Consider the following 24,335-nt stretch of genomic DNA (forward strand, 5'->3'; position numbering starts at 1 on the left):
TCGACACCCTTTGAACCATCCCAAGCCTATTTTGCGGAGCCCAAGCATGGTCAAGACGCCGAAGATGCGACATTCGAAAAGCCGCCGCGAGCCGGTGACGATCGAGCTCGAGCCCGGCTCCGTGTCGCGTATCGTCGACGAGGACGCGGCAAAGGCCGGGGCCGAGGCGAAAGCGGAGGATGCCGTCGACGCGTCGCAGCCGGAGGCTCCGCCGGAGACACCGGAAGAGCCCGTCCATGCCGACCAGACCGACCTCGAGCCGTGGGAACACACCGACGCCGCGCCGCAGGCCGGTACGGACCAGAAGGCGGACGCTTCCATGAAGGGGTCCCACGAACCGGAAGTCACCTATCCCGGAACCGAGAAGGCGGCATCGGAACAGCCAAAAGCCACCGACTATAATTTCGAGGACGCCTCCGCCAAGCCGGCGGAAGAGAAGCCGAGGACGAGCCAGGTCCGGAACGACACCGTGGCGCCGCCGAAGCGCAGCGGCATCAACGGCATTGCCGCCGGCATCATCGGCGGCGTCATTGCGCTGGCCGGTGCCGGCGGGCTGCAGTTCGCCGGCCTGCTCGGCGCGCCCGGGCCGGGCGCCGGCGGCGTGTCGCTCGATGGCGTCAATGGCGAGATCGCCGCGCTGAAGAGCGAGATTGCCGGCTTGAAGGAAGCGGGCGGCAACGGCGACGCCTCAGCCAAGGTCGATGGCCTGTCGACGGCCCTGGATCAGGTCAAGACCGATGTCGCGGCGCTGAAATCGGCGGTCGAGCAAGGTGGCGCCGGCGACAATGCCGGGCTTGCCGCGCTTGGCGACAAGGTCAAGCAGGTCGAGACGGCGGTTGCCGACCTTCAAAAGGCCGGCGGTGCCGCAGCGGTCGATCTCGGCCCGCTCAATGAAAAGCTCGCCGGGCTCGACGCACTGGTGAAATCGGCCGGCGAGGCAGCGACGGCGCAGGAAGGCCGGCTCACCGCGCTGGAACAGTCGGTATCGCAGCTTTCCGGCAAGGTCGAGGCCCAGGCCTCGCAGCCGAAGATCGCTTTGGCCATCGCCGCCTCGGCGCTGAAGGCGGCACTCGACCGTGGCGCGCCCTTCGCCGCCGAACTCGAAACCTTCGCGGCGATTTCGCCCGACGCGCCGGAGATCGCGACGCTGCGCGCCTATGCCGAGAAGGGGGTTTCGACCCGAACCGAGATCACGGCCGAGGCCGACGCCGCGGCCAGCGCCATGGTTGCCGCCGCCACGCCCGTCGACCAGAACGCAAGCTTCCTGCAGAACCTGATGACGAGCGCCGAATCGCTGGTCAAGGTCAGGCCGATCGGCGCTGTCGAAGGCGCAGGCGCCCCCGAGACGGTGGCGCGCATGGAGGTCGCGGTCAACCAGGGCGACTATGCCAAGGCGCTCGCCGAATACGAGACCTTGCCCGAAGCGGTGAAAACGGCCGGTGCCGCGTTTGCCGGCAAACTGAAGGCCCGCCTCGAGGTCGAGAAGCAGATCGATTCATTGATTGCCGGTGCGATGAAGGCGTGAGGAAAATCCGATGATCCGCATCCTGTTTTTCCTCGCCGTGGTCTTCGCGCTCGGCCTCGGCTTCGCCTGGCTGGCCGATCGGCCCGGGGAGATGGTCATCACCTTCAACGGCTACCAGTATCAGGTGACGCTGATGGTCGCGGCGGTGGCGGTGGTTGCCGTGGTCGCCGCGGTGATGATCTTCTGGTGGCTGATCAAGTCGCTGTGGAACAGCCCCTACACCATCTCGCGCTATTTCCGCGTGCGCCGCCGCGACCGCGGCTACCAGGCGCTGTCGACCGGTATGATCGCCGCCGGCGCCGGCGATGGCGCGCTGGCCCGCAAGAAGACCAAGGAAGCGGCCAAGCTGATCCGCTCCGACCAGGAGCCGCTTATCCATCTCCTGGAAGCGCAGGCCTCGCTGCTCGAAGGCGACCATGAAGGCGCGCGCGAGAAATTCGAAAGCATGCTCGACGATCCGGAAATGCGGCTGCTCGGCCTGCGCGGGCTCTATCTCGAGGCCGAGCGCCTCGGCGACCGCAACGCCGCCAGGCACTATGCCGGCCGCGCCGCGGCAGTGGCGCCGCAACTCGCCTGGGCCGCCGAATCGACGCTGGAAGAATTGACCGGGCGCGGCGACTGGGACGGCGCGCTGAAGCTGGTCGAGGCGCAGAAATCGACGCGGCAGATCGAGCGTGATGCCGCCAACCGGCGCCGCGCCGTGCTGCTCACCGCCAAGGCGCAGGCGCTGATCGACAGCGACCCCAATGCCGCCAGGACCGCTGCGCTCGAGGCCAACAAGCTGCAGCCGGATTTCGCGCCGGCGGCGGTCGCCGCGGCAAGCCTGCTGTTCAAGCAGAGCGATGTGCGCAAGGGCTCCAAGATCCTCGAAACGGCCTGGCGTGCCGAGCCGCATCCGGAGATCGCCGAGCTCTACACCCATGCCAGGCCGGGCGACGCGGTGCTCGACCGGCTGAACCGGGCAAAGAAGCTGCAGGAGATGAAGAAGAACCATACCGAATCCTCGCTGACGGTGGCGCGCGCCGCGCTCGACGCGCAGGATTTTGCCACGGCGCGGCGCGAGGCCGAGGCCGCGATCCGCATGGATCGACGCGAGGGTGCCTATTTGCTGCTCGCCGACATCGAGGAAGCCGAGACCGGTGACCAGGGCAAGGTGCGGCAATTGCTGTCCAAGGCGGTCAGGGCACTGCGCGATCCGGCCTGGGTCGCCGACGGCGTCATCTCGGAACGCTGGGCGCCGGTGTCGCCGGTCACCGGCAAACTTGACGCCTTCGAATGGCGCGCGCCGATGGAACGGCTCGGCCAGCTGATCGACAGCCACGAGGATTTGCCGGAGGCTGTCGTGCCGGCCATTTCTGCGCCGGTCGTATCGGTCAAGGAAAAGCCTGCCGACGTGATCGATCATCCGGCCGTCTCCGCCGGCAAGACGGCAGCCGCGGCCGGGGCCGTGGCGGAAAATGATGAGGACCGGGTTACGCCGGTCACCGCCGCCGCCTTTGCCGCTGTGCCGGCCGATTCCGAGGCGGTCGAACCGGCGGAGGAGCTGGCCAGGCTGCCCGACGATCCCGGCGTCGACCCCGACGAGGAAGCGGAAAAGTCGCCGCGCCGGTTTCGATTGTTTTGAGGCTCGGCCGATTGGGAATGAAGTGATGTTCGAACGCGTCTTGTCGTTTCTTAAGGATTTGCCGGGCGGTACCGGAGCCCGCGCCAACGCGGATGATCCGCGCATTGCCGCGTCGGCGCTGCTCTACCATGTCATGAGTGCCGATGGCGTGCGCCAGGACATCGAGTGGGAGCGGTTCAAGCAGGTGTTGGCGCAAAGCTATTCGATCAGCGGCGAAGAACTCGACGCACTGGCCGCCGCCGGCGAGCACGCCGACAATGAGGCGATCGATCTCTATGCCTTCACCAGCGTGCTGAAGCGCCATCTCGACGCCGAGGCGCGCAAGGCCTTCATCGGCCTGATGTGGGAGATCGTCTATGCCGACGGCGAGTTGCACGAGCTGGAGGACAACACGGTCTGGCGCGTCGCCGAACTGATCGGCGTCGAACGCCGCGACCGGGTCGAGGCGCGCCGCAAGGCGGCCGCGCAAGCGCCGGGCGCCAGCGGAACCTCAAGCGACGAATAGGGTCCTGCCCGCCGATGCCGCCCAAGCAGAGTTCGAAGCCAAGAATCCTGATCGTGCTGCATCAGGAGAATTCGAGCCCCGGACGCGTCGGCCATATGCTGCTGGAAGAGGGGTTCGATCTCGACATCCGCCGGCCGCCGCTCGGCGATGAATTGCCCGGTACGCTGGACGGCCATGCCGGGGCCGTGGTGTTCGGCGGGCCGATGAGTGCCAATGACGAGGACGAGTTCGTCCGCCGCGAGACCAACTGGCTCAACGTTCCGCTGAAGGAGAACCGGCCTTTGCTCGGCATCTGCCTCGGCGCGCAGATGCTGGTCAACCATCTCGGCGGCAAGGTCGAGGGTCATGGCGAGGGATTGGTCGAGATCGGCTGGTATCCGCTGAAAGCCACCGAAGCCGGCAAGAAGCTGATGCACTGGCCGGAGATGGTCTACCAGTTTCACCGCGAGGGGTTTTCCCTGCCCAGGGATGCGACGCTGCTGGCGACCTCAGAGACCTACCCCAACCAGGCCTTCCGCTATGGCGACAATGCCTGGGGCATCCAGTTCCATGGCGAATTGACCCGGGTGATGATGCAGCGCTGGGTGGTGCGCGGCGCGCACCGTTTCGAGTTGCCTGGCGCCCAGCCCGGCCGCGACCATCTCGGCGGCCGGCTGATCTGGGACATGCACCTGAAGCGCTGGCTCGGCGAATTTTTGGAACTGATTTTCGGCAGGCCGGCTGTTCGGTAGATTTCAGTTCCGTCCGTTCAGGTGGCGGACCTTCCGTAGCGCCGGAAACAGATAGGCCCACAACCCGGCGACGGCCACTGCGCCGACGCCGCCGATCACCACCGCAGGCACAGTGCCGATCAGCGCCGCCATGGTGCCGGCGCGGAACTCGCCGACCTCGTTGGAGGCGCCGACGAACACCTGGTTGACGGCGTTGACGCGACCGCGCACCTCGTCCGGTGTCCATAGTTGGATCAGCGTCTCCCTGATGTAGACGCTGAACATGTCGGTGGCGCCGAGGAAGGCAAGCGCTGCGATCGACAACCACGTGATGGTCGAAAGCCCGAACAGCACCGTGAAGGCGCCGAACAAAGCGACGAAGCCTAGCATGATCTTGCCGGCGTTATCGCGAAGCGGGTGCCCGGCGAGCCAGACGGCGACGCAGATGGCGCCGATGCCTGGAGCCGAGCGCAGCAGGCCGAGACCCCAGGGGCCGAGTTCCAGAATGTCGCGCGCATAGACCGGCAACAGCGCCGACGCCCCGGACAGAAGCACGGCGAACAGATCGAGCGAGATGGCGCCGAGCACGATCTTCTCGCTCCAGATGTAGCGGAAGCCGGCAAAGAGGGTCTCCATCGTCGGCTTGTCGGTGGCGCTCTGTTGGGCCGGCTTCGGAATGGTGAAGATCAGCAGGGCGGCCACCGCCATCAGGATGGCGGCGGTGGCGTAGGCAATCTCCGCCGAGAGGCCATAGAGCAGGCCGCCGGCGACCGGGCCGACGATGGTCGCCGTCTGCCAGGCGGACGAGTTCCAGGCAATCGCATTGCCGAAATCCTCCGGCGGCACAAGATTGGCGAACAGCGAGGACGAAGCCGGTCCGAAAAAGGCGCGCGCGACGCCGAACAGAGCGAGCACGGCGAAGATCGGCAGCGGACTGACGAGACCGCGCAACGTCAAGGCCAGGAGAACGAGTGCACAGCCTGCCTCGATCAGCGTCGACAGTGCCATGATCAGACGGCGGCCGAAGCGATCGGCGACGACGCCGGTGACCAGCACCAGGAGCAGCGACGGCAGGAACTGGACGATGCCGACAATGCCAAGATCGAAGGGATCGCGCGTCAGGTCGTAGATCTGCCAGCCGACCGCGACGGAGACGATCATGGTCGCGAATGTGCCGAGGAAGCGCGCCGTCCAGTAGCTCAGGAAGGCTTTGTGCCGGAAGGCCGCATAGCGCTGGTCCGGCGATATCTGTTCTGCAGTCATGAGTTAGGGCCCCGTTGCGAAGACATCGGCCGGCGGGGCACTTCCACGGTGGGCGCTGTTCCGGCCAAGGAACTTTTAGCAAAGTTCGCTGCGGCATGTGCGCCAGAATTAGCGCTGGATCAAGGGATTTCCGGTCTGTCCGCCAGATGGGGCCAGGATCACACCCTCAGCGCGGCGGAGACGGCGTCGAGGCCGCCGCGCAAGTCGGCCTCCTTCGGCCAGCCGAAGCCGACACGGAAGAAGCGCTTCGGCATGTCGAACCAGTGGCCGGGGCCGACATAGGCGCCGTGGCGCTCCAGCAGATCGCTGTAGAACCGGTCGAGATCGAATTCGGGGCCGACATTCAGTCTGGGAAAGCCGACAACGCCGCCCTCGGGCCGCACCCAGTCGACCAGCGGTTCGCGGTCGATCCATGCCTGGACGATGTCGCGGCGCCTGGCCATGTCCGGCAGCAGTGCCGCCAGGAAGACGTCGCGGCGCTCAAGCATGCCGCGCGCGATGCCTTCGTCGATGACGCTGCCGCAAATGCCGATCTGCTCCTTGGCGGCCAGGAACGTCTCCTGCAGCCCCGCGTCGCGTGTGACCAGCCAGCCGATGCGGATGCCCGGAATGCCGAAGGCCTTGGACAGCGACGAGACGCTGATCGCCCTGGAGCTCAGCGATGCCGCCGAAGGCAGGCGCCGTCCATAGGAGAGGTCGCGATAGGTCTCGTCGACCAGCAGATAACATTGTCGGCTCTCGGCGAGCGCCACCAGCGCGTCGAGTTCGGTTTGGCTCATCATCGTGCCGGTCGGGTTGTGCGGGCAGGTGACGCTGATCAGACGAGTGTTAGGTCGGATCGCCGCGGCCACGCGGGCGACGTCGATGGCGAAGCCTTCATCGAAATCGAGATCGACATAGGAGATGGCGCAGCCGATCGCCTTCGGCGTCTCGATGTTGGTGGCGTAGTTGGGCCTGACGACGACGAGATGGTCGCGCTCGGACAGCAGCGAGGTCGAGATGATGAACAGCGCGCCGGCGGCACCCGCGGTGACCAGCACGTCGTCCGGCGAAATCCCCTCATCCTGCGCCGCGATCAGCGCCCGCAATTCCTTGTCGCCGCGATGCTCGCCATAGAACAGCGTCAGGTCGGGCAGCGACAGGCCGATGTCGGAGAGCTTCTGGTCGGCGATCGAGCTTTCGGAAAGATTGTAGCGGATACGATCGTAGCCGTATTCCTCCGGCGCCTCTTTCTCGATCACCATCCTGGCATAGTTCATGGCCGCTCCCCCGAGAAAATACGTGGCCGCTCCATCTCAGCCACAGAGGCTGGCTGTCAACGGCCTGACCTTCAAACAATAAGTTCGGGATAGGACTTTCGAAATGCCTTCAGCCAACCAGCCGCTCTTCCGTAGCCCGCGACTATATCATTTTGGTCTCGAACTATCAGGAATTCGAGATCGTCCGTAAAGCAGAGGTGATCTATGCCGCCACGGTGAGCGTGCGCCAAGGACAGACCTATGGGATTGTCGAGTTTAAACAGAGTATCCGGGCGAGATATCTGACCGTGCAGTTCGGTCATCACGTAGAAAGGACTGCCAATCGCATCTTTCTGCGTTGCGTAGAACAATACGAAGAATGGATGCCCCTTGGTTCGATATGCTTCTACCTCAACCCCATCAATGTCCCTACAAGTGACCGGTGAGAGTTCAAATGCTCTCCCATATTTTTCGATCAGCCTATTATATCTTAGCTCAAACTCTGACCCACGCAGGATGTCATACCGCGACCCAAATCTCTTAAGCCCATCGGCAAAATACTCGTCGGTCTTGTTTCTGAACTGCATGGCCTGTCAGAATCGCTCCCCAAGGATCTTTCCCCGGAGGGAAGCTATCTGACAGACCATTGGCGCAGGGCCACGCCTCAAGCCGCGGCTTTGGCTTTCCTGCCCTTTGTCTTGACCGGTTCCGGCGCGGCGGCCTTGCGGCCAAGGCCGATCGACTTCGCCAGCGCGGAGCGCGAGGCCGCATAGTTGGGGGCGACCATCGGATAGTCGGACGGCAGGCCCCATTTGGTGCGATAGGCCTCCGGGCTCAGGCCGAAATGAACGCCGAGATGGCGCTTCAGCGATTTGAACTTCTTGCCGTCCTCGAGGCAGATGATGTAGTCCGGCGTCACCGACCGTCTGGGATTGACCGCGGGTACCAGCGGCGCTGCCTCGGGAACGGCCGACTGGCCGAGGCCGCTGATCGAGGCGCTGACGCTGGCGATGAGGTCGCTGAGGCCGGAAGCGGGCAAGCGGTTCTTCTCGACGTAGGCGGACACGATGTGGGCGGTGAGCTCGAGCAGATCGATGTCTTTGCGAGCGTTATTGCTGTCGTCGGCCAATTTATCTCTCCGTCGGTGGGGGGTGGTGGCACTCCTAGTCGGCAAATCTGCCCGGCGCAATGACTTCGTGCCACATCACACGTAATTTTGAACAACTATACTGAATCGTAATACTATCAGACGATCAGCGCCTTGTCGCGCCACAGTCGAAATCCGCCTTCGAAGGCTCGCGTATTGTCGCCGCGCCGCGAATCAGCAGGCAATTCGTCGAGCTTGTCGACATTGCCGCCGCCGATGACCACGTAGTCGGGCTGCATGGCGGCGCGAAGCCGGTCGACAACATCGAAGACGTATTTGCGCCATTTCCTCTTGCCGCGCTTTTCCAGGCCGCGCTCGCCGACATAATCCTCGAAGCTGCCGCCCTTCTTGTAGGGAAGGTGCGCCAGCTCCATCGGTTGGGCGACATTGTCGACGATCATCGCCGCACCCAGGCCGGTTCCCAGGCCAAGGAAAAGCATGCGGCCGCCCTCGTAACTGCCGATGGCCTGCATCAGCGCGTCGTTGACGACTTTCACCGGCTTGCCGAAGGCGGCGGCGAAATCGTAGCCGGCCCAGCCCTTGCCAAGATTCGCGGGATCGATCATCGGCCGGTTGTGGGTCACCGGGCCGGGATAGCCCATCGCGACGACGTCATAGGGCAGGCCCTCGGCCAGCGTCTTCACTGCCGCGATCATCTGCTGCGGCGTAAGTCCAGGTCCGGAATCGGCGCGGCGCTCCTTGCCGCCGGCGCTGGTCAGGATCTTGACGTGCGAGCCGCCGATGTCGATCGACAGCACGATCTGTTCGCCGTTTGCCACGGCCGGCTTGGTCGTTTTGGCCATCGCCTTGCCTCCCGGAAATTACTTCGACGGATTGATCCAGCCGTTTGGCGGGCCGAAGCCGTTCATGGCGTCTTCCGGTCCCCAGGTCTTCGGCTCGTAGACATGCGGCGGCGTGGTGTCGCCTAGAACCGGACCAACGATGCGCCAGGCCAGTTCGCTGGCGTCCTGACGGGTGAATAGCTGGCCATTGCCGTTCATGGCATCGCCGATCAGCCGCTCATAGGGCGGCATGTCGTCCTTGCTGTCGTCGAGCGCGGTGAGTTCCACCTGCTCGCCGACCATGTCGTCGCCGGCCTGCTTGCGCTGGGCACCGATCGAGATCGCCACCAGCGGATCGATGCGGAAGCGAACATAGTTGGCGTCGCCGGGCTCGATCGGATCGAAGACGTCGAGCGGCGGCCGTTTCAGCCGCACGATCACCTCGGTGGCGTGCACCGGCATATTCTTGCCGGCACGGACGAAGAATGGCACGTCCTGCCAGCGCCATGTGTCGACGAAGAAGCGCACCGCGGCGAAGGTCTCGACCGGCGAGTTCGGCGCCACGCCGGGCTCGGCGAGATAGCCCGTGAACTGGCCGCGCACGACGTCGTCCTTGGTCAGCGTGCGGATCGCGCGGAGCACCTGCACCTTCTCGTCGATCAGATCGTCGGCGGAGCGGCCGACCGGCGGCTCCATGGCGAGCAGCAGCAATATGTTGAGCAGATGGTTTTCGATGACGTCGCGGATGCAGCCGACATCGTCATAGAAGCGGCCGCGCCCCTCGATGCCGAAATCCTCGGCCATGGTGATCTGCACGCTCTCGACGAAGTTGCGGTTCCAGATCGGCTCGAGGAAGGAATTGGCGAAGCGGAAATAGAGCAGGTTCTGGATCGCTTCCTTGCCGAGATAGTGGTCGATGCGGAAGATCGACTGCTCGTCGAACACCAGATGCAGCACGCGGTTCAGCCAGCGCGCCGATTGCAGATCGTGGCCGAAGGGCTTTTCCACCATCAGGCGCGCGGCATGCGCGGTGCCGGACTGTTCCAGCCCCTGGACCACGGTTTCGAACATGGTCGGCGGCACCGCCATGTAGTGCAGCGGCCGCTGCGCCGAGCCGAGTGCCGTCTTGAGCTTCTCGAAGGTCGCCCCATCGCGATAGTCGCCGCTGACATAGCGCAATTGCGAGGCGAGCTTGGCGAAGACCTCGTCGTCGACGCTGCCCAGCGCATTGACGATGCCGTCGCGGGCGCGCGCCTGCAATTTGCCGATGTCCCAGGGGTCGAAGGCGACGCCGATCACCGGCTCGGTCAGCGTCCCCTTGGCGACCATCTGGTAGAGGGCGGGGAAAATCTTCTTGTGGGCGAGGTCGCCGGTCGCTCCGAAGAGCACCAGCGTGTCGGACCGTTCCTGGCTCATCTTATCTCCCCTCAGGCGCCGGCCTTCGGCTTCTCGACATGGCCGCCGAAGGCATAGCGCATGGCGGACAGAAGCTTGTCGGAGAATTCGGACTCGCCTTGCGAGGAGAAGCGGTCGAATAGGGCCGAGGACAGGACCGGCGCCGGCACGCCGGTGTCGATCGCCGCTTTCAGCGTCCAGCGTCCTTCGCCGGAATCCGAAACCCGGCCGCCGAACTGGGTCAGTGCCGAATCGGACTTCAGCGCACCGGCGGTCAGGTCGAGCAGCCAGGAACCGATGACGCTGCCGTGGCGCCAGACCTCGGCCACCTCTGCGAGATCGATATCGAACTGGTAATATTGCGGGTTTTCCAGCGGGCTGGTCTCGGCGTCCGCCGTGCGCTGCCGCTTGCCGGCATTCGCCGACTTCAGGATGTTCATACCTTCGGCATAGGCGGCCATGACGCCGTATTCGATGCCGTTATGGACCATCTTGACGAAATGGCCTGCGCCGCTCGGCCCGCAATGCAGGTAGCCGAAGGGGGCGGTCCCGCCGTCCTTGGCCGGGGTGGCGCCGGCATCGGCGCCGGGCGCCAGCGTGGCGAAGATCGGGTCGAGATGGCGCACCGCCTCGTCGGGGCCGCCGATCATCAGGCAGTAGCCGCGCTCCAGGCCCCAGACGCCACCGCTGGTGCCGACATCGACATAGCTGATGCCCTTGGCCGCGAGCTCGGCCGCCTGGTCGACGGCGTCGTGGTAGTAGGAATTGCCGCCGTCGATGATGATGTCGCCGGGTTCCATCAGTGCCGCCACCTGGTCGGCGATCTTGCCGGTGATCGCTGCCGGCAGCATCAGCCAGGCGCTGCGCGGCTTGGTGAGCTTGCCGACGAACTCCTCCATCGAAGCAGCACCAACGGCGCCGTCCTTGACCAGGGCGGCGACGCTCGCCGGGTTGATGTCGTAGACGACGCATTCGTGGCCGTCGCGCATGAGGCGGCGCACCATGTTGGCGCCCATCCTGCCCAGTCCCATCATTCCGATCTGCATGGTCTCGTCCTGAACGTTTGAGGAATCGAAGATCTATTCCGGCTCATCAATGCCGACGGAGAAGTCGACATTCTCCCAACGGCCGGTGTCGGGCCAGAAAAAAGTGAAGACGATGGTGTTGCCCGGCGGCATGTCGTTAACCGGCAGGTCCACCAGATGGACGCCGAAGGCGTTCTCGGCGGTCTTGCTGTCCTGGACGGTCAGCCATTTGTCGGTCGTCCAATGGACCACGCCACGTGCCGAGAGTTCCACGCGCAGCGCCTTGCCGGCGGGAATGGTGCGGATCTTGTTGTTGAAGCGCCATATCCTGAGCGGCGACGTTGTCTTGTCCTCAATGTAGCGCTTCACGCCTTGCGGCGGCATGTCGAACACCGCGCCGTCGCGCAGCGAACGCAGCAGCTTGATGTGCTCGGAATGGGCCCAGACCAGCGGCATGGCGCTGCCTGATGGTGCGCCGCGCCGCAATTCGCGCTCCGGCATGTCGGGGCCGTCCCAGACCTGTTCGGGCAGCAGGCCGCCTTCTCCGGCCGAAGCTTCGAAGGTTTCGAGCAGGTCTGCTGCCTTGCCCTTGCGCCCGGCGGCGAGTTCGTAGTGGGCGCGCTCGCCTGCCAGCAATGGCCAGGGCCGGCCCCGGCCGGTTCCGTCGAAAGGCGCGCCGTCTTCGTGCTCGCCATAGCCGTCGCCCGTATAGCGGTACCAGAGCGGCCCTTGCGGCAGGTCGCAGCGCAGCGCGGCGTCTATCACCCTCAGCGTATCGAGGATGCGCTGATCGTTCGCCGCCCTCAGGCCGAAGCGCACCAGCGCCAGTGCATCCGGACTGACGATCGCTTCGGCCGGACGGTCGGTGTCGCCGGGCGGCCGGTTCTTGATCGGGACAAAACCGTCCTTCGGCGAGGCGGCGCCTGAAGCGTCCGGTGGCGCGATGCGGACATAATAGCCTTTGACGCCGGTATCGGTGCACAGGGCCGTATCGGAAGCATAGGTCCAGCGCTCGATCTGGTCGTTCCAGCAATCGGCGGTCTCGCGCAGATAGTTTGCCGGCTCCGTTTTTCCCGAGACGTTGAACATGTCCGCCGCCGCGAGCAGCGCTGAGATCTCGACGGCAAGTGTGAACGGGCTGTAGCCGGCGTCTTCCTCCCAGCGGTCCTCGCCGGTTACAGGGCCGTTGCGCACGACATAGGACGCCGCGCTCTCGATCATCGGCATGAAGGCGGACAGCGCCGTGCCCGAGAGGTGGCCGGCGCGGCGCAGCGCGTCGGCGAGCAGCAGCGGAAAGGCGCATTCGTCCATCTGGATTCCCGGCCAGTAGGCCGAGCCGTCGAGCCAGGCGTTTTGCGGCCAATGGCCATCCGGCTGCTGGATGGAGCGGAGATAGGCGAGGATACGCAGCGCCTCACCGGCGTCGCCTGCGGCCAGAAAGCCGCCCGCCGTCTCGACCAGGTCGCGAGGCCAGACCAGATGGTAGCCGCCGAGATCGTCGTCGCCCTTGCTGAACCCCCAGGGGATCGACAGGCTGGCAACCGCCGCGCCCGGCACGGCGAACGAACGGTGCGCGGCCAGGACCGCGGTGCTGACGCGGTAAGTGTTGAGGCCGGACGCCGCATGGCGGTCCAGCGGCAGCAGGCCATCCTGCCATTGGCGCCATCTCTGGACATAAGACTTCGCCACCGGCTCGAAGCCTCGCTTCAGGCTGGCGGAAGCATTGTCGGCCGCTTCCTCCGGCGTCGCGCCGAAGCCGAGCGCCAGCAGGGCCTTGGTTGCCTTGGCGGAAAAGCCGATCTCGCCGGTCAGCGCCACGTTGCCGTCTTCGGCCCTTTGGCTGGCCGGGTCAAGGCGGCCATCCCTCCGGAGTTGCTGCCAGCCGTCGGAAATGCCGACATAGCCGGCCGAGCAGGCGCCCCAAGGCAGCGAGGAGACGAGCGCCAATGAGACGCCGCGCCCGGAGGCGAACAGGACAGGTTTGACGCCCACCCAGGCGGTATTGCCCATGCCGGCATTGACCAGGTGCGGCGCCAGCAGCGCGTAGACGCGGTAATCGGAAGCCGAGCCTTTCAGTGGCGTGAAGGCGATCTCCTGCAGCAGAGCAGGGCATTTCGGGTCCGTAACGATGCGCTTTTCGATCCGCCAGCTTCCGTCGGCGGCGGTGTTGATCAGGCTGTAGCCGGGCACGCCATCCTCGAACGGCGCGATTTCATGCCTGGCGTCGCGCTTTTCCTCGGAAAAAGTGCCGCCGGGGCCGGTGACGATCAGACCGAGGTCGCGGGTGCAGGCGCTGTCGAGGCGCGGATAGTAGATCTCGTTCAAAATGCCGTGGCTGATGGTGAACCAGACGCGGCTGGCCGCTGAAAGTGCGGTGCCGACGCCGCTCTTGGCGCTTGACGTCCAGCGCGCCGGTATCCCCGGGGCGCCCTGAGCAACAGTCTGCGTCGCTGCCATGCATTGGTCTCCTGGCCCAGACCTAGACCAGGAGGGGAAGGGTTTTCAATCGTTGCACTGCAAGTTGATCGCCCGCCGCAACGGGAGGCGTCGTTGACAGCGGCATCGGCAAGCGTCCACTATTTCGCCGGCAGGGAGGACTGCAGGCAAACCGGGTATCGGCCGTACGCTGGCAATGGCATCGCTGCGCCCGGTCGATTTGCAGTGATGGCAGGGAGGAACCATGTCGGACGTATCTCCCCAGTTGATCGACCGGTTGGTGGCCATTTCGCGGGCGCTGGCCGGCCATATCGATACCGGCTCGGCATTTCGGGCAACAGCCATCGAAATCGGCACGCTCATTCCGCACGATCACATCGATCTGGCGGTGCTGTTGCAGGATGGACGCCTGCACGCCTGCTACGAAGCCGGCTTCCACACCAGCTGGAGCGAACTGGCGCAGCATCCGGTGGAAGGCAGCCCGATCCGGCGTGTGCTGTGGGGCGAGACGCCCTACCTGTTGTCGGACAACGCGGTTGTCGACCCACGCTTCCACTTCGCGGGAGCGTTCGACGAGCCGATCTTCGCCGCCGAGCTGCGCAGCCGCATCATCGTGCCGCTCAGGGCGCGAGGCAGCATCATCGGCGCCCTCAATATCAGCCGGCACGAGGTCGGCTGCTACACGCTGGCGGACGTGGCGGTCGCCCAGCAATGCGCCGATCTGATCGCGCCCTACATCTTCGCGTTGATCCAGACCGAGGAGGCGCGGCGCGCCATGCTGGCCGAGAGCGAGGCGCGCAACCGTGCCGAGCTTTTGCGGGTCGGAGCCTCGCAGCTGACCGAAGGCATGGAGCGCGAGCGCCGCCGCATGGCCATGGACCTGCACGACCAGACGCTTGGCGACCTCGCCCGCATCGCACGCCAGGTCTCGGCGTTTCGCAGCCAGGGCGTGGCGCGAACCGCCCAGCTTGCCGATCTCGAGCAGGAGATCGCAAGCTGCCTGACCGAACTGCGCCATATCGTCGACGACATGCGGCCGAGCGTGCTCGAACTGTTCGGCCTGCGCGACGCCGTCGAGGCGCATCTCAACCGCAGCGTCGCCAGAGCCAAGCCGCCGATAGCGGTGCGCATCGCCGACACCAGCGACGGCTGCGCCGACAGCCTGTCGGAGACGATGCGCACGGCGCTCTACCGGATCGTCCAGGAAGCGATCAACAATGCGGTGCGCCATGCAGCTCCTGGCCGTATCGAGGTGCTTCTGACATCGACCGAAAGCGTGTTCAGGGTCATCGTCACCGACGATGGCCATGGCTGCGGCGCGGTCGATCCGGCCGCCCAGGGCGGCATCGGCCACATGCATACGCGGGCCGCCCTTGTCGGGGCGCGGCTGCGTTTTGAGCCGGCGAGCCGCAAGGGTGGCACGCGCGTGGTCATCGAGGTCGACCGCGAGCCCGCCTTGGGCAAGGCCCAGGCAACGCCTGCCGCAATGCCCGGGGAACCGGCCGTGCCGGAGGTGGTGTGATGCTGGTGATGATTGCGGAGAACGACGGGCTGCACCGCACCTTCGCGCGCCGCACCGTCGAGCAGCTATGGCCGGGCGACGTCGAAGTGATCGAAGCCGGCGACGGCGCGGACGCAATCAGCCTGGCGGCCGAGCGCGAGCCGCCGCATGTCGTGCTCGACCTGCAGCTGCCCAAGGCGACGGGGATCGAGGTGGCGCGCGCGATCTGGAGCCGCCGCGCCGGCACACACATCCTGTTCTGGTCGAATTTCGCCGACGAGGCCTATGTCAGGGGCGTGGCGCGCATCGTGCCGCCCGGCTCGGTCTATGGCTATGTGCTGAAATCGGCGACGGAAGAGGGCATGCGTTCGGCCCTGCGCGGCGTGTTCCGCGAAGGCCACTGCATCATCGACCGCGAGATCCGTGGCATCCAGCACCGCGTGCAGGACCGCTTCGAAGGCATCACCGACGGTGAATATGAGAGCCTGATCGACATCGCGCTGGGTCTCACCGATCGGGCCATCGCGGCGCGGCGGGGCCTGTCGATCCGTGGCGCGCAGAGTCGCATCAAGCATGTCTACGACAAGCTCGGCATCGTGCCGCCGGAGGAGGGCGCCAGCGAGGCCTCCGTCTTCAACTCGCGCACGCGGGCGATCTATCTTGCCATGGCGCGCGGCCTGATCAACATCGACGCGCTGCGCCGCGAGCAGGACCGGCTCGACGCCTGGCTGGCGCATGCGCCGCCGCAGCAGGATCAGTGATCCTTTCCGTTTGAGTGTTCGCCGCTCTTTGCTGCAAGAGCAATCGGCTCGGTTTCGATCAGCCGAAGGGATCTTACCATGTCGGCCGTTTGCGTCTTGTATTTGAGAAAGTGCGGGGTGGTCAGATGGGCTTGGTAGGCGAGCGGGTCGGCGTAACACTCGATGACGCGCACCGCTGAAGGCGCGCCCTTTACCGACACGGCGTAAAGGAACAACACGCCGGGCTCGCGCTCTACAGACGTTGCGATCTCTTCGGCAAGCAAGGCCTTGAATTCATCGATTTGATCAGGGTCGATCTCCAATTCCGCTATGCGGACGATTGGATCGATGCGAGGCTGTGCCATTATCAGTTCCCTTGCTGTTTTGGGGACGCTACCCGGGTGTGGCCGCGCCTTGATAGCGGCAAGTGTGCAAACGCACAGTCGTCGTTGCGCTTTGACCGGTATCGCGCCACCAAGGCCGTGACTAGGCTCAGCCCCACAACAAGAAAATATCGGGGAAGCGCTCATGCCGTTCGTCAACATACGGATACTCGAGGGCCATTCGCAAAAGCGCAAGGACGAGATATCGCGCCGCGTCACCGAGGCAATCAGCGAGGTCGCGGAACTGCCCAGGGAAGCGATCTGGGTGGTGTTCGAGGACGTCGCGGCCAGCGACTGGTTCGTCGGCGGCACGGCCGTCGGAAAGCCGAAGAGCCAATAATGCCGATATCGGCGAGAGCCCGCCATTCCGGCTTCGGCGATGTCGTCGGCAACGCCGCCATGGAACGGCTTGCGACCGGCTTCAGCTTCACCGAGGGGCCGGTATGGCACCCCTATGAGAAATGGCTGGTGTTTTCCGACATTCCGGAAAGCCGCATGTACCGCCGCCTTGTCACGGGCGAGATCGAACCGTTCCGCGATCCGAGCCACAAGGCCAATGGCAATACGCTGGATCGTCAGGGGCGGCTGGTCACCTGCGAGCATGCGACAAGCCGTGTCACCCGCGCCGAGCCGAATGGCTGCGTGAGCGTGCTGGCAACGCATCATGGCGACAGGGAGCTCAACAGCCCGAACGATGTCGTCGTCGCCACGGGCGGGGCGATCTACTTCACCGATCCGAGCTTCGGGCGGATGGAATTCTACGGCGTGCCGCGTCGCCAGGAGCTGGCCTTCCAGGGCGTCTACCGCATCGACGGCGACGGCGCCCGGCTGACGCTGCTTGCCGACGATTTTGTGCAGCCGAACGGGCTCTGCTTTTCGCTGGACGAGTCGCGCCTGTTCATCAACGATACCGAGCGCGGCCATATCAGGGTGTTCGGCGTGGAAGCGAACGGCGACCTGAATGGCGGCGCCGTTTGGGCCGTGACCGAGGGCAGCGAGCCCGGTACGCCCGACGGGATGAAGATCGACAGCCGCGGCAATCTCTATTGCACCGGCCCGGGCGGCATCCATGTCTTCGACGCATCGGGCGACCTTCTGGGTGTCATACGCACGCCGGAATACTGCGCCAACTTCACTTTCGGCGACGAGGATCTGAGGAGCCTTTACATCGCCGCGTCGACTTCGCTTTACCGGCTAAGGGTTCGCGTGCCGGGACTGAGGCTGTTTTGAGCGCGTTGGCGCTCAATTCGGGACGGCCGCCGATCCAAGGTCCGGCGGCAGCGATGCCAAGGCATCGTGGCATGGAGGTGTGCCGGACGCGCTCCGGCAGGAATTGCAGCAGTCAACAACATCTGGGAGGATTTTTGAGATGAAGAAACTACTCGTTCTGAGCGCTCTGGCGGCGATGCTCGCCTCGGGCACGGCGCTAGCCGACACAAGCGGCAAGAAGATCGCCTTCTCCAACAATTATGCCGGCAATTCGTGGCGCCAGGCGATGCTCGACAGCTACGGCATCGTCACCAAGAAGGCGGTCGAGGACAAGGTGGTCGCGGCCGCAGACATCTTCACCACGGCCGACAAGGAAGTGCCGACTCAAGCCGCCCAGGTGCAGAACCTCATCCTGCAGGGTTATGACGCCATCGTCATCAATTCCGCCTCGCCCGATGCGCTCAACGGCGCCATCAAGCAGGCCTGCGACGCCGGCATCGTCGTCGTGTCCTTCGACGGCATCGTCACCGAGCCCTGCGCCTACCGCGTCGTCGTCGACTTCAAGGACATGGGCAGGCAGGAAGTCGAGCAGATGGCCAAATTCCAGCCCAAGGGCGGCAATTTGCTGGAAATCCGCGGCTTGGCCGGCACCTCGATCGACGATGCCATCCATGCCGGCATCCTCGAAGGCGTCGCCGCCCATCCCGAGTTCAAGATCGTCGGTTCGGTTACCGGCGACTGGGACCAGACCACGGCGCAGAAGGCCGTCGCGACCATCCTGCCGTCGCTGCCCGACATCGTCGGCATCGTCGACCAGGGCGGTGACGGCTATGGCGCCGCCCAAGCCTTCGCCGCCGCCGGCAAGCCGCGCCCGACCATCATCATGGGCAACCGCCAGGACGAGCTGAAGTGGTGGAAGGAACAGAAGGACAAAGACGGCTACCAGACCTGGTCGGCGTCGATCGCGCCCGGTGTCTCCTCGCTCGCCTTCTGGGTGGCGCAGCAGGTGCTCGACGGCCGCAAGGATATCCCGCACGACCTGCTCGTGCCCTATCTGGCCTTTACCCAGGACGATTTCGAAGCCGCGCTGCCGAAGATCAAGGAGGGTGGCGTCGCCACGCACGAATACACGCAGGAAGACGCGATGGCGGCGATCAAAGCCAACATCAAGTGATGGCAGAACAGACGTTGCCGTTCGCATCGCCAACCGGATATCGTTGAGCATGCCTCAGGCAAACGCGGACATCATCAGACTGGACGGCGCCGAAAAACATTTCGGCGCCGTCCGCGCCCTTAGCGGGGTCGATTTTTATGTAGGCGCCGGCGAATGCGTCGGTCTCGTGGGCCATAACGGCGCCGGCAAGTCGACGCTCATGCATATGGTGGCCGGCACGCTGGTGCCCGACAGCGGCAAGATCGTGGTGCGCGGGGCCAGCGAGGACAACTTTTCGGTGCCGCGCGCACAGCAACTCGGCATACGCTGCGTGTTCCAGGAGCTGTCGCTCTGTCCGAACCTCAGCGTCGCCGAGAACACGCGCATCAACCACCCGTCGCTCAGCGGCTTCGGCTGGCGGCGCAAGGCGGCCGACCTGATCGCCGCCAAGCTCGACGAGATTTTTCCGGACCACGGCATTTCCGCCTTCGACATCGCCGGCGACCTTTCCATCGGTAGGCGGCAGATGGTGGAGGTGGCGCGTGCCTTCACGCTGACGCAGGATCCGCTCGAGCTGGTCATCCTCGACGAGCCGACCTCCTCGCTCGACGCGCATACGGCCGGCCAGCTGCTTGCCTTCGTGCGCCGCTTCGTTGCCGGCGGCGGCAGCTGCATCCTGATCTCGCATGTGCTGGGCGAGGTGCTGCAGAATGCCGACCGCATCGTGGTGATGCGCGACGGCAAGGTCGTCGCCGCAGACGCGGCAAAGTCCTTCGACCGCGACAGGCTGGTCACCGCCATGGGCGGCGCCGAGGGACATCAGAAGGCAGCGACCGAGACCGCTAAGACCGAGGCCGGCCCGTTGCGGGTCCGCGCACGCCCCACGCGGCAGCAGGACGGCAAGGAGCTTGTCGCACATGCCGGCGAGATCATCGGCCTGGCCGGGCTCGCCGGTCATGGGCAGACGGACCTGCTGCTGGCGATCTTTACCGCCGCCGGGCGCGCCAAGGCCGGCATCGAAGTGACCGCGCCGGTGGCGCTGGTGGCCGGTGACCGCCAGTCGGACGGCATCTTTCCGCAATGGTCGATATCGGAAAACATCGGCATCCGATCGCTGGCGCGGCTGCGCAGCGGGTTCTTGATCTCGCCGCAGCGCGAGGCGGAGCTCGCCGATTTCTGGCAAAAGAAGATCGGCATCCGCACCCCTGACATGAGCAACAACATCTTCTCGCTGTCCGGCGGCAACCAGCAGAAGGCTCTGTTCGCGCGGGCTCTGGGCTCCGATGCAAGAATCGTGCTCATGGACGATCCGATGCGCGGCGTCGACATCGGCACCAAGCTCGAAGTCTACGACCTCGTGCGCGAAGAGGCTAGGCGCGGCCGCACCTTCCTCTGGTACACAACCGAAACCGAAGAGCTCGACAATTGCGACCATGTCTATGTGTTCAAGAACGGCCGGATCGTCGCCAATCTGAGGCGCGACGAGCTGACGGAGGAAAAGATCATCCAGTCTTCGTTCGGCGATGCGGCCTGAGATGACAGCGGCGGCCATCGAAAACCAGCTCAAGGGCGCTTCGACGCGCAACGCGGCGGCGCGGGCGCGCATGCTGCGCAGCCTTTTGCCGGCGCTGTCGCTGGCGCTTGTGCTTTTGGCCATCGCCTGGCTCAACCCGCGCGCCATCAGCTATTTCGGCTTCAGCCTGATGCTGAACCTGGCGATCCCGATCGCCCTGGCGACGATCGCGCAGATGTTCGTCATCGCCGGCAACGAGCTGGATCTGTCGATCGGCACTTTTGTCGGCTTCGTCGGCTGCGTCACTGCGACATGGCTGAAGGATGCGCCATTGCTCGGAATCGCAGTGCTTGCCGGCTCGATCGGCGTCTACGCGCTGCTCGGCGCACTGATCCATCTGCGCAATCTGCCGTCGATCGTGGTGACGCTCGGCATGAGCTTCGTCTGGCAGGGGCTTGCCATCCTCATCCTGCCGAAGCCCGGCGGCAAGGCGCCCGATTGGCTGCTGTCGCTGATGGCGTTCAAGCCGCCTTTCATCCCCTTCCCGATCATCGCCGCGCTGCTGATCGCGGCGGTCGTGCATTTCGGCCTGATGCGCACCTCCTACGGCGTCATCCTGCGTGGCTCGGGCGGCAACGCGGCAGCACTCAAGCGCGCCGGATGGTCGCTGCTCAAGACCAAGACCGTGCTGTTCGCGCTGACCGGCCTGTTCGGCGTGCTCTCCGGCATGGCGCTGATCGGCATCACAACATCGGCCGATGCCAATATCGGCAACGGCTATACGCTGCTTGCGATCGCCGGCGTCATCCTCGGCGGCGGCGAATTCGTTGGCGGCCGGGTGTCGCCGATCGGCGCGGTGCTCGGCGCGCTGACGCTGGCGCTCGCCGCCTCGCCGCTGCTCACCTTCATGCACATCCCGCCCGACTGGCAGGTGGCCGCCAATGGCGCCATCCTCATCATCGTGCTTGCGGCCCGCGTGCTGATCAGCCGCAGGGAGAGGTGACGATGGCCTCGTTGCAGACGCTCATCGCAAAGCCCTGGATATGGTCCTTCATTGGCGCGGCTCTGGTGTGGCTGGCGACGGTCGCCTTCACCGGCGGTTATGGCGGCGGCGGCATGATCACGGCCGCACTCTCGCTCGCCGTCTTCACCGTCATCGTCGGCGTCGGCCAGATGTTCGTCATCACGCTCGGGCCGGGCAATGTCGACCTGTCGCTGCCGGCCAATATCGGCCTCGCCAGCGCGGTGGCCATGAAGGTGATGGACGGCAATGATGCGATGATCGTCGTCGGGCTGCTGGCGGCGCTCGCCTGCGGCATGGCGGTCGGCGCCGCCAACTATCTCCTGATCTGGGCGCTGCGCATTCCGCCGATCATCGCCACGCTGTCGGCCAGCTTCATCATCCAGTCGATCGACATCAGCTATGGGCGCGGGCTGCAGATCAAGCCACCGCCGGGTTTCGCCGATTTCACCAACTGGCAGGTCCTAGGCATCCCGGTGCTGGCGATCCTCACGGTGCTGTTCACCATAGGTGCAGCGATTGCGCTGCAACGCATGATCTATGGCCGCTCGGTGCTGGCGATCGGCCAGAACATCCGGGCCGCCTGGCTGGCCGGCGTCAATGTCGGGCGCGTCCGCTTCCTCACCTATACGCTGTCGGGCATGCTCGGCGGCCTCGACGGCGCACTGCTCGCCGGCTACTTCCGCGGCGCCAATGTCGACATCGGCAACGAGTACCTTTTGGCCTCGATCGCCGTCGTCGTCATCGGTGGTACGTCGGTGGCCGGCGGCAAGGCCAATGTGCCGGGCGTGTGGGGCGCGGCGCTGTTCCTGGTGCTGCTGCTCACCATGCTCAACACATTCGGCGTCAGCGCCGGCGTGCGTCTGCTGCTGACCGGGCTGATCATCGTCGGGGTGATTACAGTCGCGGGCGGGCAGAAGGCACTGCGCTGAGGACAGGCGGCTCCCACTGATCCAGCGCCGGGAGAATACCGGCCCTGCCGGAAATCCGGTTCCCATCCGGATATCGGCCCTGTAAACCCCGCGGGCGCGGTTCGCACTTGCTGGAGGTTCGTCTTGTCCGATTTCGTCAGCGTTGCAAGGGACGGCGATGTCGCGGTCGTCACCATCGACAATCCGCCGGTCAACGCCATGAGCTTCCACGTGCGCGAGCCTCTTCACCAGGCGCTGGCCGCACTGCGCGACGATCCTACCGTCGCGGCCATCGTGATTGCCTGTGCCGGGCGGACTTTTGTTGCCGGCGCCGACATCACCGAATTCGGCAAGCCGGTGCAGCAGCCGGAGCTGCGCGCCGTCATCGCGCTGCTGGAGACCATCGCCAAGCCGACGGTCGCCGCCATTCACGGCACCGCGCTTGGCGGCGGGCTGGAACTGGCGCTCGGTTGCCATTTCCGCGTCGCCGACAGCAATGCGAAACTCGGCCTGCCGGAAGTAAAACTCGGCTTGCTGCCGGGTGGCGGCGGCACGGCACGGCTGCCGCGCCTCGTCGGCGCGGAGAAGGCGCTCGGCATGATCGTCTCGGGGGCGCCGATCGGTGCTGCCGAAGCGCTTGAGGCGGGCCTGGTCGATGCGGTGTTCGATGGCGATCTTCTTGCGCAAACAGTTCGTTTCGCCAGCGAAATGGTCGTCAAAGGCGGGCCATTCCTGCCCGTGCGTAACCGCAACGATCGTCTGGGAAAGACCGATCTCGCCGCCTTCGACAGGCAGGCGACGGAGTTGGCCAAGAAGGCGCGGGGCCTCGAAGCCCCGATCGCCTGCGCGCAGGCGGTCCGCAACGCGATTTCGCTGTCCTTCGACGAAGCGCTGGCGGCGGAGCGCGAACTGTTCCTGAAACTCGTTGCCGGTGATCAATCGCGCGCGCAGCGGCATCTGTTCTTTGCTGAGCGTGAGGCGGCAAAGGGTTCCGGCAAGGATGCTTTTTGGCGCAAGATCGCCCAGGTCGGCGTCATCGGCGCCGGCACGATGGGCGGCGGCATCGCCATGGCGTTCGCCAATGGCGGTTTTCCCGTGACCTTGCTGGAAACCAGCCGCAAGGCGCTGGATCGTGGGCTGGCGACCATCGACAAGAACTATGCCGTTTCCGTTTCGCGTGGCTCGCTCAGTGAAGAGGCCAGGCAGCAGCGGCTCGACCTGTTCAAAGGCAGCACCGACTATGCCGACCTTGCCGATTGCGACCTGATCGTCGAGGCGGTGTTCGAGGAGATGGCGGTCAAGCAGGAGGTGTTCGGCAAGCTCGACGCGGTGGCCAGGGCCGGCGCGATCCTAGCCACCAACACCTCCTATCTCGACGTCAACGCCATCGCCGCCGCGACGTCGCGGCCGCAGGATGTCGTCGGCCTGCATTTCTTTTCGCCGGCCAATGTCATGAAGCTCTTGGAAATCGTGCGCGCCGAAAGGACCGCGCCGGACGTGCTGGCGACCGTCGTCGAACTGGCGCGGCGGATCGGCAAGGTGCCTGTGGTCGTCGGCGTCTGCCATGGTTTCGTCGGCAACCGCATGCTGGCCGCGCGCGGTGCGGAGTCCGAGGCGCTGCTGCTGGAAGGTGCGACGCCCAGCCAGATCGACCGTGTGTTCACCGATTTCGGCTGGCCGATGGGGCCGTTCCAGATGGGCGATCTCGCCGGCCTCGACATTGGCTGGCGCAACCGCAAGGCGCGCGGGCTGACGGCCGTGATCGCCGATGCGCTGTGCGAACAGGGGCGTTTCGGCCAGAAGACCGGCAGCGGTTTCTATCGCTATGAGAACGGTTCTCGCACGCCGGTTCCCGACCTGGAGGTTGAAGCGCTGATCCGCGCCAAGGCGGCCGAAAAAGGCATCGCGGCGCGCGCGATCGACGCAGACGAGATCATCGAACGCACGCTCTATCCGCTGGTCAACGAAGGCGCCAAGATCCTCGAGGAAAAGATCGCGGCCCGCGCGTCCGACATCGATGTCGTCTGGGTCAACGGCTACGGCTTTCCGGTCGGCAAGGGCGGGCCGATGTTCTGGGCCGGGCTCGAAGGGGGCGACAAGATCGTCGAGCGCCTCGACCATTGGCACGAGCGGACCGGCAAGGATGTCTTCAAGCCGGGGCGCCTGCTCAGGCGCATGGCCGAGACCGGTTCGTGGGAAAGTGCAGTCGGCCGATAGCGAGCCATCCAGAACGAGCGCTGGCGTTCCTTCGCGC

The 24,335-nt window shown here is 65.3% G+C and carries 22 protein-coding genes; 13 read left to right on the forward strand and 9 right to left on the reverse strand.

The genetic code is table 11. The features are described 5' to 3' along the window. Window positions 1–46 precede the first annotated feature (46 nt). From AC04SI_RS05575 to AC04SI_RS05590, 4 genes are read left to right on the forward strand one after another with little or no spacing between them, the layout of a single operon-like run. On the forward strand, window positions 47–1,525 hold the full coding sequence (locus AC04SI_RS05575) for a COG4223 family protein (protein ID WP_404278525.1): 1,479 nt from the start codon (window positions 47–49) through the stop codon (window positions 1,523–1,525). A 10-nt stretch (window positions 1,526–1,535) separates the two neighbouring features. Further along, window positions 1,536–3,149, forward strand: a complete 1,614-nt coding sequence (locus AC04SI_RS05580) for a heme biosynthesis protein HemY (protein ID WP_404278527.1) — start codon at window positions 1,536–1,538, stop codon at window positions 3,147–3,149. Window positions 3,150–3,174: 25 nt separating this feature from the next. Next, window positions 3,175–3,654, forward strand: coding sequence for a tellurite resistance TerB family protein (locus AC04SI_RS05585; protein WP_404278529.1), 480 nt, complete (start codon window positions 3,175–3,177; stop codon window positions 3,652–3,654). A gap of 14 nt (window positions 3,655–3,668) precedes the next feature. After that, window positions 3,669–4,385 carry a glutamine amidotransferase gene (locus AC04SI_RS05590; RefSeq protein ID WP_404278530.1) on the forward strand — a complete coding sequence of 239 codons (717 nt, stop codon included), beginning with the start codon at window positions 3,669–3,671 and terminating at the stop codon, window positions 4,383–4,385. A 3-nt stretch (window positions 4,386–4,388) separates the two neighbouring features. Here AC04SI_RS05590 and AC04SI_RS05595 read toward each other — a convergent pair whose 3' ends face one another. The 8 genes from AC04SI_RS05595 to AC04SI_RS05630 all read right to left on the reverse strand — a co-directional run bounded on the left by AC04SI_RS05595 (window position 4,389) and on the right by AC04SI_RS05630 (window position 13,671). Continuing rightward, window positions 4,389–5,627 (reverse strand): MFS transporter, encoded by a 1,239-nt coding sequence (locus AC04SI_RS05595; RefSeq protein ID WP_404278532.1) that lies wholly within the window; start codon window positions 5,625–5,627, stop codon window positions 4,389–4,391. A gap of 158 nt (window positions 5,628–5,785) precedes the next feature. Beyond that, window positions 5,786–6,886 carry an aminotransferase class I/II-fold pyridoxal phosphate-dependent enzyme gene (locus AC04SI_RS05600; RefSeq protein WP_404278534.1) on the reverse strand — a complete coding sequence of 367 codons (1,101 nt, stop codon included), beginning with the start codon at window positions 6,884–6,886 and terminating at the stop codon, window positions 5,786–5,788. Between the two features lie 71 nt (window positions 6,887–6,957). Further along, window positions 6,958–7,452, reverse strand: a complete 495-nt coding sequence (locus tag AC04SI_RS05605) for a hypothetical protein (protein WP_404278536.1) — start codon at window positions 7,450–7,452, stop codon at window positions 6,958–6,960. A gap of 77 nt (window positions 7,453–7,529) precedes the next feature. Next, window positions 7,530–7,994: a Ros/MucR family transcriptional regulator gene (locus AC04SI_RS05610; protein ID WP_404278539.1), complete on the reverse strand. Its 465-nt coding sequence runs from the start codon at window positions 7,992–7,994 to the stop codon at window positions 7,530–7,532. A 116-nt stretch (window positions 7,995–8,110) separates the two neighbouring features. After that, entirely contained in the window at window positions 8,111–8,815 is a 705-nt protein-coding gene (locus AC04SI_RS05615) for an ROK family protein (protein WP_404278541.1), read from the reverse strand. A gap of 18 nt (window positions 8,816–8,833) precedes the next feature. Further along, complete coding sequence (zwf, locus tag AC04SI_RS05620) at window positions 8,834–10,210, reverse strand: glucose-6-phosphate dehydrogenase (protein WP_488473991.1); 1,377 nt, start codon at window positions 10,208–10,210, stop codon at window positions 8,834–8,836. An 11-nt stretch (window positions 10,211–10,221) separates the two neighbouring features. After that, window positions 10,222–11,235 (reverse strand): phosphogluconate dehydrogenase (NAD(+)-dependent, decarboxylating), encoded by a 1,014-nt coding sequence (gene gnd, locus AC04SI_RS05625; protein ID WP_404278545.1) that lies wholly within the window; start codon window positions 11,233–11,235, stop codon window positions 10,222–10,224. Window positions 11,236–11,268: 33 nt separating this feature from the next. Continuing rightward, complete coding sequence (locus AC04SI_RS05630) at window positions 11,269–13,671, reverse strand: glucan 1,4-alpha-glucosidase (RefSeq protein WP_488473992.1); 2,403 nt, start codon at window positions 13,669–13,671, stop codon at window positions 11,269–11,271. Window positions 13,672–13,894: 223 nt separating this feature from the next. On the opposite strand from AC04SI_RS05630, the gene AC04SI_RS05635 reads away from it, so the two are divergent. Both AC04SI_RS05635 and AC04SI_RS05640 read left to right on the forward strand, forming a co-directional pair. Next, a complete protein-coding gene (locus tag AC04SI_RS05635) occupies window positions 13,895–15,172 on the forward strand; it encodes a sensor histidine kinase (protein WP_488473993.1) in 1,278 nt (425 codons plus the stop codon). Further along, window positions 15,172–15,912, forward strand: coding sequence for a response regulator transcription factor (locus AC04SI_RS05640; RefSeq protein WP_404278551.1), 741 nt, complete (start codon window positions 15,172–15,174; stop codon window positions 15,910–15,912). Before AC04SI_RS05635 ends, AC04SI_RS05640 begins: the two co-directional genes overlap by 1 nt. On the opposite strand, the gene AC04SI_RS05645 is transcribed toward AC04SI_RS05640, so the two are convergent. Continuing rightward, complete coding sequence (locus tag AC04SI_RS05645; RefSeq protein WP_404278553.1) at window positions 15,906–16,256, reverse strand: putative quinol monooxygenase; 351 nt, start codon at window positions 16,254–16,256, stop codon at window positions 15,906–15,908. The genes AC04SI_RS05640 and AC04SI_RS05645 overlap by 7 nt on opposite strands. Before the next feature lie 163 nt (window positions 16,257–16,419). On the opposite strand from AC04SI_RS05645, the gene AC04SI_RS05650 reads away from it, so the two are divergent. The 7 genes from AC04SI_RS05650 to AC04SI_RS05680 all read left to right on the forward strand — a co-directional run bounded on the left by AC04SI_RS05650 (window position 16,420) and on the right by AC04SI_RS05680 (window position 24,298). Further along, on the forward strand, window positions 16,420–16,614 hold the full coding sequence (locus tag AC04SI_RS05650) for a tautomerase family protein (RefSeq protein WP_120014410.1): 195 nt from the start codon (window positions 16,420–16,422) through the stop codon (window positions 16,612–16,614). Continuing rightward, the gene (locus tag AC04SI_RS05655) at window positions 16,614–17,504 is read left to right on the forward strand and encodes an SMP-30/gluconolactonase/LRE family protein (RefSeq protein WP_404278555.1); all 891 of its coding nucleotides are present in this window, start codon (window positions 16,614–16,616) and stop codon (window positions 17,502–17,504) included. The genes AC04SI_RS05650 and AC04SI_RS05655 overlap by 1 nt, the downstream gene beginning before the upstream one ends. A gap of 139 nt (window positions 17,505–17,643) precedes the next feature. Next, the gene (locus tag AC04SI_RS05660) at window positions 17,644–18,657 is read left to right on the forward strand and encodes an ABC transporter substrate-binding protein (protein WP_404278557.1); all 1,014 of its coding nucleotides are present in this window, start codon (window positions 17,644–17,646) and stop codon (window positions 18,655–18,657) included. 49 nt (window positions 18,658–18,706) lie between these two features. Next, window positions 18,707–20,170: a sugar ABC transporter ATP-binding protein gene (locus AC04SI_RS05665; protein WP_488473994.1), complete on the forward strand. Its 1,464-nt coding sequence runs from the start codon at window positions 18,707–18,709 to the stop codon at window positions 20,168–20,170. A gap of 1 nt (window position 20,171) precedes the next feature. Beyond that, window positions 20,172–21,152 carry an ABC transporter permease gene (locus tag AC04SI_RS05670; RefSeq protein WP_488473995.1) on the forward strand — a complete coding sequence of 327 codons (981 nt, stop codon included), beginning with the start codon at window positions 20,172–20,174 and terminating at the stop codon, window positions 21,150–21,152. A 2-nt stretch (window positions 21,153–21,154) separates the two neighbouring features. Next, window positions 21,155–22,102, forward strand: coding sequence for an ABC transporter permease (locus AC04SI_RS05675; protein WP_404278563.1), 948 nt, complete (start codon window positions 21,155–21,157; stop codon window positions 22,100–22,102). A gap of 123 nt (window positions 22,103–22,225) precedes the next feature. Beyond that, the gene (locus tag AC04SI_RS05680) at window positions 22,226–24,298 is read left to right on the forward strand and encodes a 3-hydroxyacyl-CoA dehydrogenase NAD-binding domain-containing protein (RefSeq protein WP_404278565.1); all 2,073 of its coding nucleotides are present in this window, start codon (window positions 22,226–22,228) and stop codon (window positions 24,296–24,298) included. Window positions 24,299–24,335: the final 37 nt, after the last annotated feature.

This window comes from Mesorhizobium sp. CNPSo 4689 (genome assembly GCF_057784325.1).

Bases quoted from the DNA above. Each gene is read 5' to 3' on its own strand.
- AC04SI_RS05645 (WP_404278553.1), bottom strand. From the start codon at position 16,256: ATGGCACAGCCTCGCATCGATCCAATCGTCCGCATAGCGGAATTGGAG.
- AC04SI_RS05575 (WP_404278525.1), top strand. From the start codon at position 47: ATGGTCAAGACGCCGAAGATGCGACATTCGAAAAGCCGCCGCGAGCCG.
- AC04SI_RS05650 (WP_120014410.1), top strand. From the start codon at position 16,420: ATGCCGTTCGTCAACATACGGATACTCGAGGGCCATTCGCAAAAGCGC.
- AC04SI_RS05585 (WP_404278529.1), top strand. From the start codon at position 3,175: ATGTTCGAACGCGTCTTGTCGTTTCTTAAGGATTTGCCGGGCGGTACC.
- AC04SI_RS05670 (WP_488473995.1), top strand. From the start codon at position 20,172: ATGACAGCGGCGGCCATCGAAAACCAGCTCAAGGGCGCTTCGACGCGC.
- AC04SI_RS05630 (WP_488473992.1), bottom strand. From the start codon at position 13,671: ATGGCAGCGACGCAGACTGTTGCTCAGGGCGCCCCGGGGATACCGGCG.
- AC04SI_RS05665 (WP_488473994.1), top strand. From the start codon at position 18,707: ATGCCTCAGGCAAACGCGGACATCATCAGACTGGACGGCGCCGAAAAA.
- AC04SI_RS05675 (WP_404278563.1), top strand. From the start codon at position 21,155: ATGGCCTCGTTGCAGACGCTCATCGCAAAGCCCTGGATATGGTCCTTC.
- AC04SI_RS05580 (WP_404278527.1), top strand. From the start codon at position 1,536: ATGATCCGCATCCTGTTTTTCCTCGCCGTGGTCTTCGCGCTCGGCCTC.
- AC04SI_RS05655 (WP_404278555.1), top strand. From the start codon at position 16,614: ATGCCGATATCGGCGAGAGCCCGCCATTCCGGCTTCGGCGATGTCGTC.
- AC04SI_RS05590 (WP_404278530.1), top strand. From the start codon at position 3,669: ATGCCGCCCAAGCAGAGTTCGAAGCCAAGAATCCTGATCGTGCTGCAT.
- zwf (WP_488473991.1), bottom strand. From the start codon at position 10,210: ATGAGCCAGGAACGGTCCGACACGCTGGTGCTCTTCGGAGCGACCGGC.
- gnd (WP_404278545.1), bottom strand. From the start codon at position 11,235: ATGCAGATCGGAATGATGGGACTGGGCAGGATGGGCGCCAACATGGTG.
- AC04SI_RS05660 (WP_404278557.1), top strand. From the start codon at position 17,644: ATGAAGAAACTACTCGTTCTGAGCGCTCTGGCGGCGATGCTCGCCTCG.
- AC04SI_RS05635 (WP_488473993.1), top strand. From the start codon at position 13,895: ATGTCGGACGTATCTCCCCAGTTGATCGACCGGTTGGTGGCCATTTCG.
- AC04SI_RS05615 (WP_404278541.1), bottom strand. From the start codon at position 8,815: ATGGCCAAAACGACCAAGCCGGCCGTGGCAAACGGCGAACAGATCGTG.
- AC04SI_RS05640 (WP_404278551.1), top strand. From the start codon at position 15,172: ATGCTGGTGATGATTGCGGAGAACGACGGGCTGCACCGCACCTTCGCG.
- AC04SI_RS05605 (WP_404278536.1), bottom strand. From the start codon at position 7,452: ATGCAGTTCAGAAACAAGACCGACGAGTATTTTGCCGATGGGCTTAAG.
- AC04SI_RS05595 (WP_404278532.1), bottom strand. From the start codon at position 5,627: ATGACTGCAGAACAGATATCGCCGGACCAGCGCTATGCGGCCTTCCGG.
- AC04SI_RS05600 (WP_404278534.1), bottom strand. From the start codon at position 6,886: ATGAACTATGCCAGGATGGTGATCGAGAAAGAGGCGCCGGAGGAATAC.